A 14050-nucleotide genomic window follows, 5' to 3' on the forward strand; every position below is an offset into this window, starting at 1 on the left:
TGCGTGGGTGAACGGGTGGCACGGCGCTCGGACAGGGGCTGCCCGGACACGGTCAGGCGGCGGGCCTGCCGGACTGGTCGTGGGTGGAGCAGTGGATTGCGCCGCCGCCGGAGGCGATGGTGCCGATCTGCAACTGGACGACGTCCCGCCTGGGGAAGTGTTCCATTGGGGAGAAGCCGCGCCGTGCGGCAGCCGGCGTTGACCGTGTGACCAGCCCCTTCGAGTCGCGCTCTGCTACCGCCGGCTTTCGCTGTGCAGCGCCGAGCGGTAGGCGGCGGGGGTGACACCGTAGGTGCGGGTGAACCACCGGGTGAGATGGGCCTGGTCCTCACTGGTACACCGGGCGCCTGGAGCCGGGCTACACCCGTCAGGCCCCAGCCTCCGCCACTGCCTACTTTGCCGAGGTCGGCCTGCACGGATCCTTCTGGGGACTGCCCGACTGAGGCGAATCCGCCTGCCGCGCACGCCGGCGCGGGAGCGGGAACCGGGGGCCGGGTAGGCGGACGGCCCGAGCGGTGACCGGCGGGCGGCGCACTGCGCGGCGATCGGATCACCAGAGAAGGCAGAGCAACGCACACAAGCGAATCTCACTGGTTGCTCGGGCCCGCTTCTGCGTACGGTCGGCCCCATGGCTGACGACTGCTTCGCTCATCCACGGCTCGCCGCGATCTACGATCCGCTCGACCCCGATCGCAGCGATCTCTCTGCGTACCTCCGGATCGCGGAAGACTTCGGGACACGCCGCGTGCTGGACATCGGCTGCGGCACAGGAGTGTTCGCACTTCTCCTGGCTGACCGCGGGATCGAGGTCGTAGGCGTCGATCCCGCGATGGCGTCCATCGACGTCGCTCGGGCCAAACAGGGCAGCGAGCGAGTGCGCTGGATCCGCGGTGACGCGACAGACCTCCCGCCGATGCAGGTCGACCTCGCGACGATGACGGCGAACGTCGCCCAGGCCATCGCCGACCCGCAGACGTGGCAGAAGACCCTGCGGGGAGCCTACGAAGCACTGCGGCCTGGCGGACATCTGGTCTTCGAGACCCGCGACCCCGCCAGACGCGCCTGGGAAGAGTGGACCCGCGAAAACTCCTACCGCGTGACGGAGATCCCAGGCGTCGGCTCCGTCGGGAGCTGGGTCGAGTTGATCGAGGTGACCTGGCCTCTGGTGACGTTCCGCTGGACCTACGCGTTCGCGGCCGACGGACAGGTGCTGACGTCGGACTCGACGCTGCGCTTCCGGGAGCGGGAAGAAGTCGAGAGGGACCTGGTCCAGCACGGTTACGTGGTGGAGGAAGTCCGCGATGCGCCCGACCGCCCAGGAAGAGAGTTCGTCTTCCTGACGCGCCGTCCGTGATGTTCACCGACCCGCGCCACCGAAAGGTGAGCACGCAGGCGTGCGCCATGAGCTCCGGCGCTTCGCGCGCCGCTGACCTCGCCGCGGCCCAGGAAGACGGCCAAGGACATGGGGTGGTAGGGCGCCATCGGCGCTCGGACTTGGATGGTACCGATCTTCTTGATCTGGACAGTCCAGATCATCGCAGGTGAGAGACACCCTTCTGCTGTCAGGGCATCAGTTCCACTTCACAGCCGAATACATGAGGCTGAAGGTAGGCGCGGCTGTCGCGCATCCCCGGTTCACTCTTTCGTGAACCGGTTCCGGCGTTTCTCCGTGCCATACGAATACAGGACCACCGCGGCTTCCGCGGTCGACACCGTGCCCGCAAGCGCTGCGGGCCCCCTCTTCAGAACGGAGTCCTCTGTGCTGCAACGACTCATAGGACGCGTCACGGTCACGGCCGCATCGGCCATGGCGCTGCTCATCGGAGGCGCAACCGTCTCCACCGGTACCGCGGCTGCGGCGACAAGCAGCTACGGTCCGTCGTACTACCTCTCCGTGGGCGACTCGCTCGCACTCGGCGTGCAGCCCGACGCATCCACCGGCGAGATCCGTCCCACGTCGAACGGGTACGCCGACGTCTTGCACCAGACCTTGGTGAACAGCACCGATCCGGGCCTCAGACTGGTGAAGCTCGGATGCTCCTATGAGACCTCGGCCACCTTCATCAACGGTGGTATCTGCCAGTACGACCAGGGGAAGTCCCAGCTGGCGGCGGCGGAGAAGTTCTTGAAGGAGCACTCCGGCAACGTCCGCCTGGTGACCATCAACATCGGCGGCAACGACATCGTCGGCTGCGCGTCCGCGGCCGGCATCGACGAGGCGTGTCGCGTCGCGGCCCTGTCCACGCTCCGGACCAACCTCACCAAGATCGCGGCGCGACTGCGCGCCGCCGCCGGTCCGAACGTGCGGATCGTCGGCGCCAATGCCCAGGACCCGTACCTCGCCTTCTGGTTCAACGGGCCCGAAGGGCAGCAGCTCGCCCAGGACTCGCTGACCGGCACCGCGGAGTTCAACAATGTGGTGTCCGATGTCTTCGCACCTCAGAAGATCCAGGTCGCCGATGTGGCGACCGCGTTCGACACCTTCGACACGTCCCCGGTGCCGGTCCCGGACCTCGGTGACGTGCCCCTGAACGTGCTCCGTATCTGCCAGTACACCTTCCTGTGCACACCGGCTCCCCAGGGCCCCGACGGTCACCTGACCGACGAGGGTTATCGCGTGATGTCCGGAGCCTTCGCCACGAAGGTCTAGCGGGCTGAGGACGTCCGGGTCGGCCCGCACCGGCCGACCCGGACGTCACGATCCTTAGGCCTGGCCGGTTCCGAGGGCGTTGCGCAGGAACTCCGTGGCCTGGTCGATGGCTCCGCGGGCGGCTTTGGACTGGCTCAGTGAGTTGAGCATCATGAAGTCGTGGACCGTGCCGTCGTAGCGCACCGTGGTTACCGGAACGCCGGCTGCCCGGAGCTTGGCGGCGTACGCCTCCCCCTCGTCGCGCAGCACGTCGGCCTCGTCGACGATCAGCAGGGCCGGCGGCAGGTTGGAGAGCTGCTCGATGGTAGCGCGGTTGGGAGACGCGGTGATCTCCGCGCGCTGGTTCGGGTCGGTCGTGTAGGCGTCCCAGAACCACTCCATCAGCTTGCGGCTCAGGTAGTAGCCGGTGGCGAACTGGTCGTAGGAACCGGTGTTCATGGCCGCGTCCGTGACCGGGTAGTACATCGACTGCTGTACGAACTTGACGTCACCGCGTTCCTTGGCCATGAGGGCGAGTGCAGCGGTCATGTTTCCGCCGACCGATTCCCCGGCCACTGCCATGCGCTGTGCATCCAGTCCCTTGGAAGCTCCCTCGCGGACGATCCACTGCGCGGTGGCGTAGCCCTGCTCGATGGCCACGGGGTAGTGGGCCTCGGGTGACGGCGTGTACTCCACGAAGGCCACTGCCGTACGGGCGCCGACCGCCAACTCGCGCACCAGGCGATCGTGCGTGCCGGCGTTGCCGAGGACCCAGCCACCGCCATGCATGTACAACACGACGGGCAGCGTTCCGGTGACGCCCTGCGGTTTGACGATGCGTACCCGAACATTGCCCACCGCGGCCGGTACGGTGACCCATTCCTCGTCGACCGGCAGCTTGTCGACCGGCGCGGCCTGGAGGTCGTCGAGGACCTTGCGCGCCGCGGTCGGATCCAGCTCGTACAGGAAAGGATGCTGCGAGGTAGCGTCGGCGAGCTCCTGAGCCTCTGCCTCAAGAACGATCGAGGCGGTCTGAGCAGCCATGGGAATACTCCCTGGGAAGTCCGAGAAGCGCATGGTGACGGGCGCACGAGCCTGAAGAGCGCCGCGGTGCGTCGAGCAGTGGGGCGGCCGGCGCAGCCTGCGCCCTGGTTCAAGCCCCCGATGAAGCTAGAACCAGCATAGCCACGCATTCTCCGCCGCTGCATTTCAAGAAAGCGCCCGCCCCCAGTGAGAGTCCGCCGGCTTCAATGGGACAGGGCTCCAGCGGAAAGCGCCCTGGTGGTGGGCAACGGCCGTGAGGCAGCCATGTTGAATCGGGTTGTGCGGCTGGCGGGCAATACTGTTTCGCGCGCGTCGATGAGGGGTACTCGGCAGCCAACTGCCTTGGCGGCCAAGGGAGTCGGCGCGCCAGGCGGCGACACGGATCTCCTTCTGTGACACTCGCCGATCATCTGAGATGGTGAAGTCATGCAGATGCCCGAGCCGTTTGCTACGACCGTCGCAGCAGTTGCCCCCGTCATCATCGTGGCTGGATCAGTGGAGCCGGCCATCTACGGGAAAGTCTTGCCCGATTGGAGTCGGCAGGCCGCTGTTCCCGTGCTGGAAACTCTCGGTTCCGTCGGTGGGCGCTCGACGGCCGCAACACGGCATTGGGCGCCTTGTCAGCCGATACGGCACTGGTGGGTGAATCGAAACCCGCGATGAGCCCGGTCGATGAAGGCCCCGCCTCTGTCGTTGCCCGCATGCGCGGCTCCCGCGGCGAGACCACCGGCGGGTCACGGCTGAGGCCGGCGTGCCGGTGCGCGCGCGACCGTGGTGTCGGCGGCGACGACCCGGTCGAGGTCGTCGGGCACGCCCTGAGTGCGGCCCGGCTGACAGCGCCGGGACTCCTCGGGGTCGGTGCCGGTGGCCCGGAGAACTCCTGTCGTCGCAGGTCACAGGGATGTCTTCGTCATCAAGGCGCCTGTGGACAGTCGTCGCCCCATGGAACCAGCTTCAAATGATGAGCACAAATTCCACACATCCCCCTCTTCAGGCGGGCCTCGATGGTCTAGATTGACCGTGCTTCACATGCTGGGACACGGGGCGACAAATGATGATCTATAGGTCCGGTGCCATCGGCAGTCAACGGCAGCGTTTCCGGTGCCGGACCTGGGGGTGACCAGTTTTCGGGGCCCGAGAGGGGCTTGGGTGTGCGGGGAGCACACCCAGGGTTTCGACGGGATCCCGCGTAACTCGAGTGTTCGGCAGGGCGTGGGGGTCCGCTGCCGTCCAGATGGATTGCTCAAGTAGCGCTGAGACAGCCGAGATGTGATGCGCGGGGGGCGGGGGCCTCCCGTGGGGAGGAACAGTGCTGCGCGGGGGGCGGGGGCCTCCCCGGGCGAACAGCATCAGGCGACCATGTACCACTGGGAACCGGGGGGTTTCTGTGCAGCAGGGGGGACTAGTCCGCCCTATTCCTTCGGCGCGCGAGCGTCTGGGAATCGGGGCGATCAGCCGTCCGGTGAACGACTGGGAGCAGCGGTACCGACGTACCGTGATCACCAGCGACACCGTGGCCACCGCCTTGGTGGTGGCGGCGATCGGCAACTTCTTCGGGGCCCGGGACGCGGCCAACTGGCACGAGAAGTGGGGGATTCTGGCCTTCGGCACGGAGCTGCTGGTGCTGGGATCGCTTGCGGTGAGCCGGTCGTGGGCGCCGGCCGTGCTCGGCCAGGGCGCCGAGGAATTCCGCCGGCTCGGACGCGCGCTGTTCACGGCGACTGTCGTACTGGCGCTCGGCGGGATCGCCCTCACCTCGCGCAACATCAAGCTCTGGATCTTCGTCGCGATCCCGGCGATCGCGCTCATCACCATGACCGCGCGGTATCTGCTCCGCCTCTGGCTGCACAAACAGCGGAAGGAGGGACGGTGCCTGAGATCGGTGCTCGCTGCGGGGAGCGCGGCCACCGTGCGCGACCTGATCACCCGAACCCGCAAGTTCCCGCACCTCGGCTGGCGGGTGGACGCGGTGTGCACGACGGACGGCCTCGGGCTCGTCGGTGACCAACTGGACGGTGTGCCGGTCGTCGGCCGACTGGCGGACGTCGCGGGCCACATCCGCCGCGACGGCTACCGTGTCCTCGCGGTCACACCGGACCCGCACTGGTCGTCGGACCGGCTGCAGCGGCTGGCCTGGAACCTCGAAGGCAGCGATGCCGAGATGGTCGTGGCCCCTGTGCTGATGGAGGTGGCCGGCCCGCGGCTGCACGTCGACGCGGTGCTCGGGATCCCGCTGCTGCGGGTCAGCATGCCGACCTTCACCGGCGGGCGCCGGGCGGTCAAAGAGGTCGTCGACCGGATGGGCGCGGCGATCCTGTTGTTGCTGTTCGCGCCGCTGATGGTGCTCGTCGGGCTGCTCGTGCTGGTGGACAGTCGGGGCGGGGCGTTCTACCGCCAGCGCAGGGTCGGCAAGGACGGCCGCGAGTTCACCATTCTCAAGTTCCGCACCATGGTCGCCGGGGCCGACCGGGCACGTGCCGCGCTGGCCGACCGCAACGAGGGCGCCGGCCTGCTGTTCAAGCTCCGCCGGGATCCGCGGGTGACCCGGGTGGGAACGGTGCTGCGCCGGTACTCGGTCGACGAGCTCCCGCAGCTCTTCAACGTGCTCAGCGGATCGATGTCGCTCGTCGGTCCACGGCCTCCGCTACCGGAGGAGTCCGCCGCGTACGGCCCGGACATCCGGCGGCGGCTGTTGGTCAAGCCGGGGCTCACCGGCCTGTGGCAGATCAGTGGACGCAGCGACCTGCCGTGGGAGGAGGCCGTCCGACTGGACCTGCGGTACGTGGAGGACTGGTCGCTCGCCCTCGACACAGTGATCTTGTGGAAGACGCTGCGTGCGGTGCTCCACGGACAGGGGGCCTACTGATGCGCGGGGGGCGTCGTCAGGCCGGTGTACGGATCGCAGGCCGCAGGGGCCTGCCTGGGGGGAGGGACGAGTCATGAGAGTGAGCGTCTTCGGTCTCGGCTACGTGGGCTGCGTGTCGGCCGCGTGCCTGGCCAGCATGGGCCATGAGGTCATCGGGGTGGACGTGAACCAGGCGAAGGTCGATCTGGTCAACGGCGGCTTGGCCCCGGTGGTCGAGGAGCGGATCGGCGAGCTCACCGCCGAGGTCGTGCGGAGAGGAGCGTTGCGCGCCACCGGGGACGTCCGCGAGGCGATCATGGGCAGCGAGGTGTCGCTGGTCTGCGTGGGCACGCCGTCGGAACCCAACGGCAGCCTGTGCACCACGTACCTGGAGCGGGTCACCGAGCAGATCGGCGCCGCACTGGCCGAGAAGGCCGAGCAGGGGGGCCGGCACACCGTCGTGTTCCGCAGCACCATGCTCCCGGGCACCTGTCTGAACCTGCTGCTGCCGATCCTGGAGAAGCACGTCGGCGGCACGACCGGGGTGGACTTCGGGGTCGCGGTGAACCCGGAGTTCCTGCGCGAGGGCACGAGCGTGCGGGACTTCTTCGACCCGCCCAAGACCGTCATCGGCGAGCTCGACGCGTCGAGCGGCGACGTGGTGGCGGCGCTGTACGACGGCCTGCCCGGCGAGGTGTTCCGGGTGCCGGTCCCGACGGCCGAGGCGATCAAGTACGCGGACAACGCGTTCCACGGCCTCAAGATCGGCTTCGCGAACGAGCTGGGCGCGGTCTGCCAGGCGCTCGGGGTGGACTCGCACCAGGTGATCGACGTGTTCCTGGCCGACCGAAAGCTGAACATCAGCCCCGCCTACCTGCGACCCGGCTTCGCCTTCGGTGGCTCCTGCCTGCCCAAGGACCTGCGCAGCCTGGTCCACGCGGCGCAGCGGGCCGACGTCTCCGTGCCCATTCTCGCCCACGTGCTGACCTCCAACGCCGCACATCTGCAGCGCGCGGTGGACCTGGTCGAACGCACCGGCAAACGCCGGGTGGGCCTGTTCGGGCTGTCCTTCAAACCCGGCACCGACGACCTGCGCGAGAGCCCGCTGGTCGAGCTGGCGGAGCGGCTCTTCGGCAAGGGTTACGACCTGCGGATCTACGACGCCAACGTGACCCTCTCCCGGCTGATCGGCGCGAACCGCGAGTACATCGAGACACGGCTGCCGCACCTCACGCAGCTGCTCGCGGAGTCCGTCGACGAGGTGCTCGACCACGCCGAGGTGTGCCTGGTCGGGACCAGAGAGCCCGCCGTGCTCTCGGCGCTGCCCCATGGCGACGGACCGGTGATCGTCGACCTCATCCGCCTTCCCGACGCCGACGAGCGCCGGACCGAACCGGGGTACATGGGCCTTGCTTGGTGATGCAACCAGTGGCGACCGGCCGGACCGGCGCGCACTGATCCTTGTGGAGAACCTGTCGGTGCCGTTCGACCGGCGGGTGTGGCAGGAGTGCACGACGCTGCGCGACGCGGGCTGGGAGGTGCACGTCATCTGTCCCCGGGGGGAGAAGCGGGACACGGAGCTGGAGGCGGAGATCGACGGGGTGCGGATCCACCGCTACCCGTTGCGCGCGGCCACCGGCGGACCGGCCGGCTATCTGCGGGAGTACGGATCGGCGTTGTGGCACACGGTCCGGCTGGCCCGCACGGTCGGCCCGGTCGACGTGGTCCACGCCTGCAACCCGCCCGACCTGCTGTTCCTGCCGGCACTGTGGCTGAAGCGACGCGGCGCGCGGTTCGTCTTCGACCAGCACGACCTCGTACCCGAGCTGTACCTCTCCCGGTTCGACCGCGGCGAGGACCTGCTCTACCGCGCCGTGTGCGCGCTGGAACGGCGGACCTACCGAACCGCGGACATCGTGCTCGCGACGAACGAGAGCTACCGGGACGTCGCGCTGCGCCGTGGCGGCAAGCGGCCGGAGGACGTCTTCGTGGTGCGCAGCGCGCCCGCCGTCGACCGGTTCCAACCGGTGCCGCCCGAGCAGGAGTTGAAGCGCGGCAAGCCTCACCTGCTGTGCTACCTCGGCGTCATGGGCCCTCAGGACGGCGTCGACTACGCCTTGCGGGCCCTCGCGAAGCTGCGCGACGAGCTCGGGCGGACCGACTGGCACGCGGTGTTCGTCGGCGCAGGCGACGCCTTCGACGCGATGGTGGAACTGTCCCGGCGGCTCGGGCTCCTGGAGCAGGTGCAGTTCACCGGGCGCATCCCGGACGCCGACCTGGTGCGCTACCTGTCCACCGCGGACGTGTGCCTTTCCCCCGACCCGCGCAATCCGCTCAACGACGTGTCGACCATGAACAAGGTCCTGGAGTACATGGCGATGGGCCGGCCCATCGTCTCCTTCGACCTCCGGGAGGCGCGCGTCTCCGCCGGTGACGCCGCCGTCTACGCGCCCGCCAACGACGAGACCGAATTCGCCGGACTCATCGCGCTGTTGCTGGACGATCCGGAGAAGCGGGCCCGGATGGGCAAGATCGGCCAGGAGCGGATCGGCGGCCAGCTTTCCTGGCAGAACTCGCAGGCGTCGCTGCTCGCCGCCTACGCCGCGGCCTGCCGCGACCACACTCCGGGGCGGCGGGCGACCCGGTCCGGACGGGGACGGGGCCGGACCGTTGAGCGATGACACGATCCGCCTGTCCACGATCGGGCGGATACTCCGCCGGCGCTGGCGGCTTCTCGCCGTCCTCACCGTGGTGGGCGCGCTCGTCGGATACGGCACCTCTTTGCTGTTCCCGCCGCGTTATACGACGTCGGCATCGGTACTGCTGCCGGGGGCGTGGGAGGAGCGCGAGCTGCTGACTCAGCAGGAGATCGCGACCAGTTCGGTGGTGGTCGACCGCGCGGCCGCCGCGCTCCGCTGGCCCGGGGTCAGCGGCGGCGAGCTGCGGGACCGGGTGAGCGCCAAGGCCGCCGACGGGAACATCATCAAGATCTCGGGCACGGCCGACACCCCGGAGCGCGCACAGCAACTCTCCGACCAGGTGGCCCGGCAGTTCGTCACGTTCGCCGCGCAGGTCGTGGACAACAACACCGACCCCGAGGCTGCGACGCAGCTCGAGACACTGCGGAAGACGGTGGCGCAGACCAGCCGCCGCATCACCGAGCTGACCGATGCGGCCGATCCGGGGCAGACCGTGGAGAGCGTGCAGTCCCGCACCGAGCTCGAGAAGCTGCGCACCTCGCTCCAGGAGGCCATCACCAAGCTGGACCAGGCCGACCCGGCCGCCCGCAAGGCCAACATGGTCGTCATGGGGGCGGCGGCCCGGCCGACCGGCGAGGCACCACCGACGAGGAATCAGCTCGTCATCGCCGGGGCGCTGCTGTTCTTCCTGCTCGCGGTCATCGGCCATCTCACCGCCGCACGGATGAGTCGCCGGCTGCGCACCGAACCGGAGATCGCCGCGGCGCTGGGCTCGGCGCTGCTGGGCACCGTCCACGTACCCGGTGAACGGCACACACACCGGCCGGAAGGGCGTGGCCCACGGGCCCGGATCCGCCGGGTGCTGGGCGTCGACATCCGGTGGGACACACCGACCCCGAGGACGTCCGTCGACGAGGCCGGCAGGCAGATCCGCTACCGACGGGTGTGCGCCCGCCTGAGGGACCAACTGCCGTCCCCCCGGCGACTGCTGGTCGTCGTCCCGGACGGCGACGAGATCGCCCGCCGGGCCGCCAGGCAGCTCGTCGCCGAGGCCGAGAGCGATCCTTCCCCCGGCTCTTCGAGCAGGGGCGACCTCATGCTGCGGGTGGTGGGGGTTTCGGTGTCCCAGCCGCTGGTGCCGGACCGTGACAACGAGTTCGGTGCCCTGGTCGTGCTCAGCGCGGGCAGCTGGACCGCAGGGGAGCTCGCCGGCATCGCCGAGGCGTGTGCGGACGCCAGGCACGAGGTCGTCGGCATCGTCCTCGCCGGACCGGTCCGGGCCCGTCCGGCGCGGTCTGCCGGCCGTCCCCGGGATGTCGCCATGCCGGTGGTCGCGGTTGGCCACGACGCGAAGGGAACTTCAGGGTGACGACGAGTACGACTTCGGAGTCGTCGGCCGCCGCTCCGCTGCTGGACCTCCAGGCGCTGGTGGTGGCGGTGCGCAGGCGGCGCCGCCTCTGGTGCTCCATGGCGCTGCTGGGGCTGCTCTTCGGCGCTGCGGTCGCGGTTCTGCTGCCGCCACCGCCGACCGCGGTGACCAAGGTGCTGGTCGCGCATCAGGAGGACCAGCCGGACGACCCCGGAACGCTGATCCGTACCGACGCCGCGCTGCTGCAGACCACGCGGATCGCCGACAACGCTCTGCACTCCCTCAAGTCCCCGGAAAAACCAGAGGACTTCATGCGGGACTACGGGGGTGTCGGCCTGACCAACAACCTGCTGCAGATCACGGTGACAGGTGACAGCGACGCGGAAGCGGTGGCCCGCGCCAAGGCGCTGGCCGACGCGTTCGTCGCGGACCATGTGAGGCGGATACAGCAAGCCGCGAACGCCCAGGCCAAGGCCCTGCTCGACCAGCGTGACCGGCTGCGGAACGAACTCGACCAGGTCAACAAGGCGATCGGAGGCGGATCGGCGCAGAGCGGGCCGAAAGCGTCGGAGCTGGAGTCGCTCTTCTCCCGCCGGGCCGAACTCACGTCACGGATCGCCGATTTCGACGAGCGCGCCGCGGAGGCGCGCATCGGGACGCCCCAACTCATCGCCGGCACACAGATCGTGGACGCCCCGCGCGCGGTACGGCACTCCCTGCCCAGGACCGCTGCCACCGACGCCGCGATCGGGCTCGTCCTCGGGCTCGTCCTCGGGCTCGCGGTGGCCGCGGTCAGCACGGTGGTGGCGGACCGCCCCGTGCTCCGCCGGGACATCGCGGCGAACCTCGGCGCCTCGGTCATCGCGGAGCTGCCCCGCCGGTCGGGCAGGCTGTGGCAGCGCCGACGGATCCGGGCGGCACGCGAACGGCTCACCGCCTCCCTGGCCCGCACCGTGCGCGGCTCCGCGGAACCGGTGTCGCTGCTGGAACTGGGCTGCGCGCGCAGCACGAGCGTGATCGTCCTGGACCTCGCCGGGGCACTGGCGGCGGATGGGCCGGTGGTCGTCATCGATGGCCTGCCCGGCCTGCGGCTCGGGGGACGCCGCCCGAAGCCAGGAGACCCGACCGTGGTCAGCGGCGAGCGAGCCTCGGCCGTGTCGCATCAGGAGCGCCGGCTCGGCGTCGGCTCGGTGGCGCCCGGCACGGCGTGGACCGACCTGCAGTACCTCGGCACTCAGACCGTGCTCGTCGTGCGTGCCGGGCACGGCAGCGCCGCTTGGCTGCACACCGTGGCGCGGCAGCTCGCGGACCAGCGCATTCCGGTGATCGGTGTGGTGCTGATCGACCCCGATCCGCGGGACCGGACCGACGGCACGCTGTGGGACGGGCTGCACACCGCCCTGCGCGGCCAGAACGAGCGGCTGGCCCGGCAGACCGGGACGGGCCGGCGGCGGGCGGAGCGGCTGCCGATGTGGTCGGCGCGGGTTCCGGACAGCGACCAGGAGGCGCGGTAGGACATGTGTGGCATCGCAGGCACTTACCGATGGCCGGACGGGAAGGCCGTGACCGACCGGCTCACCGATACCCTCGCCCACCGCGGTCCGGACGGGGCCGGCCGGTACAGCCACCCCGCCGGCGACGGCGAAGTGCACCTCGGGCACCGCAGGCTGGCCATCATCGACCTGTCCGAGACCGGCGCCCAGCCGATGGTCTCGGGCGGCCTCGTCCTGACGTACAACGGCGAGCTGTACAACGCGCCCGAACTGCGCGCCGAGCTGGCGGCCGCCGGGGTGCGCTTCCGTGGTACCTCCGACACCGAGGTGCTGCTGGAGGCCTGGCGGCGCTGGGGCACGGACTGCCTGCCCCGGCTGCGCGGCATGTTCGCGTTCGGGATCTTCGACGAGCGAACCGGTGAACTGGTCCTCGCCCGCGACCAGTTGGGCATCAAGCCGCTGTTCCTGCTCCGGCGCGGCGAGGGGCTGGTGTTCGCCTCCGAGCTCAAGGCGCTCGCCGCCGCGACCGGCGGGTCGCTGGAGGTGGACCATGCGGCGCTGGTGGCCTCGCTGCTGTACTACTGGGTGCCGGACTCACGGTGCGCGTTCCGTGAGGCCGAGAAGCTGCCGCCGGGAAGCTGGCTGCGGTGCCGGCCCGACGGCCGGGTGGAGCGCGGCCGGTACTGGCACCTTCGGGACGTCGCCGTCGAGGCCCGGGAGCGGGCCCGGGACGGCGAGCAGCCGGATGTCGCCGCCGTCGTCGAGGAGTCGACCCGGCGCCATCTGCTCTCCGACGTACCCGTGGCGACCTTCCTCTCCGGCGGTCTCGACTCCAGCTATCTGACCGCGCTGGCGGCCCGCGACCGACCCGGGATCTCCGCTTACACGATCGGGTTCCGCGCCGAGGACGCCAGGTTCGAGGCGATGCCGGACGACCTGCGCTATGCCCGGCAGGTGGCCGAGCGGTTCGGCGTCGACCTGCATGAGATCGAGATCGCTCCGAACGTGCTCGACCTGCTGCCGCAGATGACGTACCACCTGGACGAGCCGATCGGCGATCCCGCAGCGATCAACACGTTCCTGATCTGCTCGGCCGCCCGGGAGGCCGGGGTCAAGGTGATGCTCTCGGGGATGGGTGCCGACGAATTGTTCGCCGGTTACCGCAAGCACCTGGCCAACCTGCTCGCGCTTCGCTACCAGCGCGTCCCGCGGCCCCTGCGGCGCGGCCTGTCCGCGGCCGTGGACCGGCTGCCGGTCGCAACGAGCCGCCGGGGGTACCGGTCGGTGCGCTTCGCGAAGCGGTTCCTCTCCTTCGCCGAGCTGCCGGAGGAGACCGCGTTCCGGCGCAGCTACACCATGTACGACCAGGACGAGCTGCTCGCCCTGGTCGATCCGGATCTGGCCCCGGCGGTCGAGGAAGTGCTGACCGAGCATGCGGACGTCTACCGGGACAACGACCTCGACGACTTCGTCAACCGCATGTGCCTGGGCGACGCCCGGATGTTCCTGCCGGGCCTGAACCTCACCTACACGGACCGGTCGAGCATGGCCGCGTCGACCGAGGTGCGGGTGCCGTACGTGGACGTCGAGGTGGTCAAGGCGGCGTTCGCCGTGCCCGGTGATCGCAAGATCGTCGGACGGCAGGGCAAGGCCGTCCTCAAGGAGGCGGCCGCCTCGGTCCTGCCCCGGGAGATCGTGTACCGGCCCAAGGGTCTGTTCAGCGCCCCGCTGCGCGCCTGGATGAGCCGGGATCTGGCACCGCTGGTGCGCGAGGTGGTGAACGACGGCGAGCTCGTCCGTTCCGGGCTGCTGCGCCGCGACGCGCTGGCGCGCATGGTCGCCGAGGACGCCGCCGGGCAGCGGGACTTCTCCAAGCATCTGTGGCATGTGCTGACCCTCGAGTACTGGTATCGCGACGCGACCTCCGGGGCCGGCCGGAGCGCTCGCCCGGCGGCGTAGAAGACGGCGTAG

The 14050-nt window shown here is 69.9% G+C and carries 9 protein-coding genes and 1 pseudogene; 8 read left to right on the forward strand and 2 right to left on the reverse strand.

What is annotated here, in order from left to right:
- Nucleotides 1-52: 52 nt before the first annotated feature.
- The gene (locus tag ACWD5D_RS22775) at nucleotides 53-166 is read right to left on the reverse strand and encodes an agmatine deiminase family protein (protein WP_451374563.1); all 114 of its coding nucleotides are present in this window, start codon (nucleotides 164-166) and stop codon (nucleotides 53-55) included.
- A 462-nt stretch (nucleotides 167-628) separates the two neighbouring features.
- Between ACWD5D_RS22775 and ACWD5D_RS22780 the strand changes: the two genes are divergently transcribed.
- Nucleotides 629-1354 carry a class I SAM-dependent methyltransferase gene (locus tag ACWD5D_RS22780; protein ID WP_451374564.1) on the forward strand — a complete coding sequence of 242 codons (726 nt, stop codon included), beginning with the start codon at nucleotides 629-631 and terminating at the stop codon, nucleotides 1352-1354.
- Between the two features lie 405 nt (nucleotides 1355-1759).
- On the forward strand, nucleotides 1760-2650 hold the full coding sequence (locus tag ACWD5D_RS22785) for an SGNH/GDSL hydrolase family protein (protein WP_451374565.1): 891 nt from the start codon (nucleotides 1760-1762) through the stop codon (nucleotides 2648-2650).
- 54 nt (nucleotides 2651-2704) lie between these two features.
- On the opposite strand, the gene ACWD5D_RS22790 is transcribed toward ACWD5D_RS22785, so the two are convergent.
- The gene (locus ACWD5D_RS22790) at nucleotides 2705-3673 is read right to left on the reverse strand and encodes an alpha/beta hydrolase (RefSeq protein ID WP_451374566.1); all 969 of its coding nucleotides are present in this window, start codon (nucleotides 3671-3673) and stop codon (nucleotides 2705-2707) included.
- 1387 nt (nucleotides 3674-5060) lie between these two features.
- Between ACWD5D_RS22790 and ACWD5D_RS22795 the strand changes: the two genes are divergently transcribed.
- From ACWD5D_RS22795 to asnB, 6 genes and pseudogenes are all read left to right on the forward strand, one after another.
- Nucleotides 5061-6539: a sugar transferase gene (locus ACWD5D_RS22795; RefSeq protein WP_451374567.1), complete on the forward strand. Its 1479-nt coding sequence runs from the start codon at nucleotides 5061-5063 to the stop codon at nucleotides 6537-6539.
- A gap of 73 nt (nucleotides 6540-6612) precedes the next feature.
- A complete protein-coding gene (locus ACWD5D_RS22800; RefSeq protein WP_451374568.1) occupies nucleotides 6613-7938 on the forward strand; it encodes a nucleotide sugar dehydrogenase in 1326 nt (441 codons plus the stop codon).
- Nucleotides 7928-9192, forward strand: a pseudogene (locus ACWD5D_RS22805) (glycosyltransferase family 4 protein). Before ACWD5D_RS22800 ends, ACWD5D_RS22805 begins: the two are co-directional and overlap by 11 nt.
- Nucleotides 9189-10586, forward strand: a complete 1398-nt coding sequence (locus tag ACWD5D_RS22810; protein WP_451374569.1) for a Wzz/FepE/Etk N-terminal domain-containing protein — start codon at nucleotides 9189-9191, stop codon at nucleotides 10584-10586. Before ACWD5D_RS22805 ends, ACWD5D_RS22810 begins: the two are co-directional and overlap by 4 nt.
- Complete coding sequence (locus tag ACWD5D_RS22815) at nucleotides 10583-12100, forward strand: Wzz/FepE/Etk N-terminal domain-containing protein (protein WP_451374570.1); 1518 nt, start codon at nucleotides 10583-10585, stop codon at nucleotides 12098-12100. The genes ACWD5D_RS22810 and ACWD5D_RS22815 overlap by 4 nt, the downstream gene beginning before the upstream one ends.
- A gap of 3 nt (nucleotides 12101-12103) precedes the next feature.
- The gene (asnB, locus tag ACWD5D_RS22820; protein ID WP_451374571.1) at nucleotides 12104-14038 is read left to right on the forward strand and encodes an asparagine synthase (glutamine-hydrolyzing); all 1935 of its coding nucleotides are present in this window, start codon (nucleotides 12104-12106) and stop codon (nucleotides 14036-14038) included.
- Nucleotides 14039-14050: the final 12 nt, after the last annotated feature.

Source organism: Streptomyces sp. NPDC002520, from assembly GCF_053595235.1.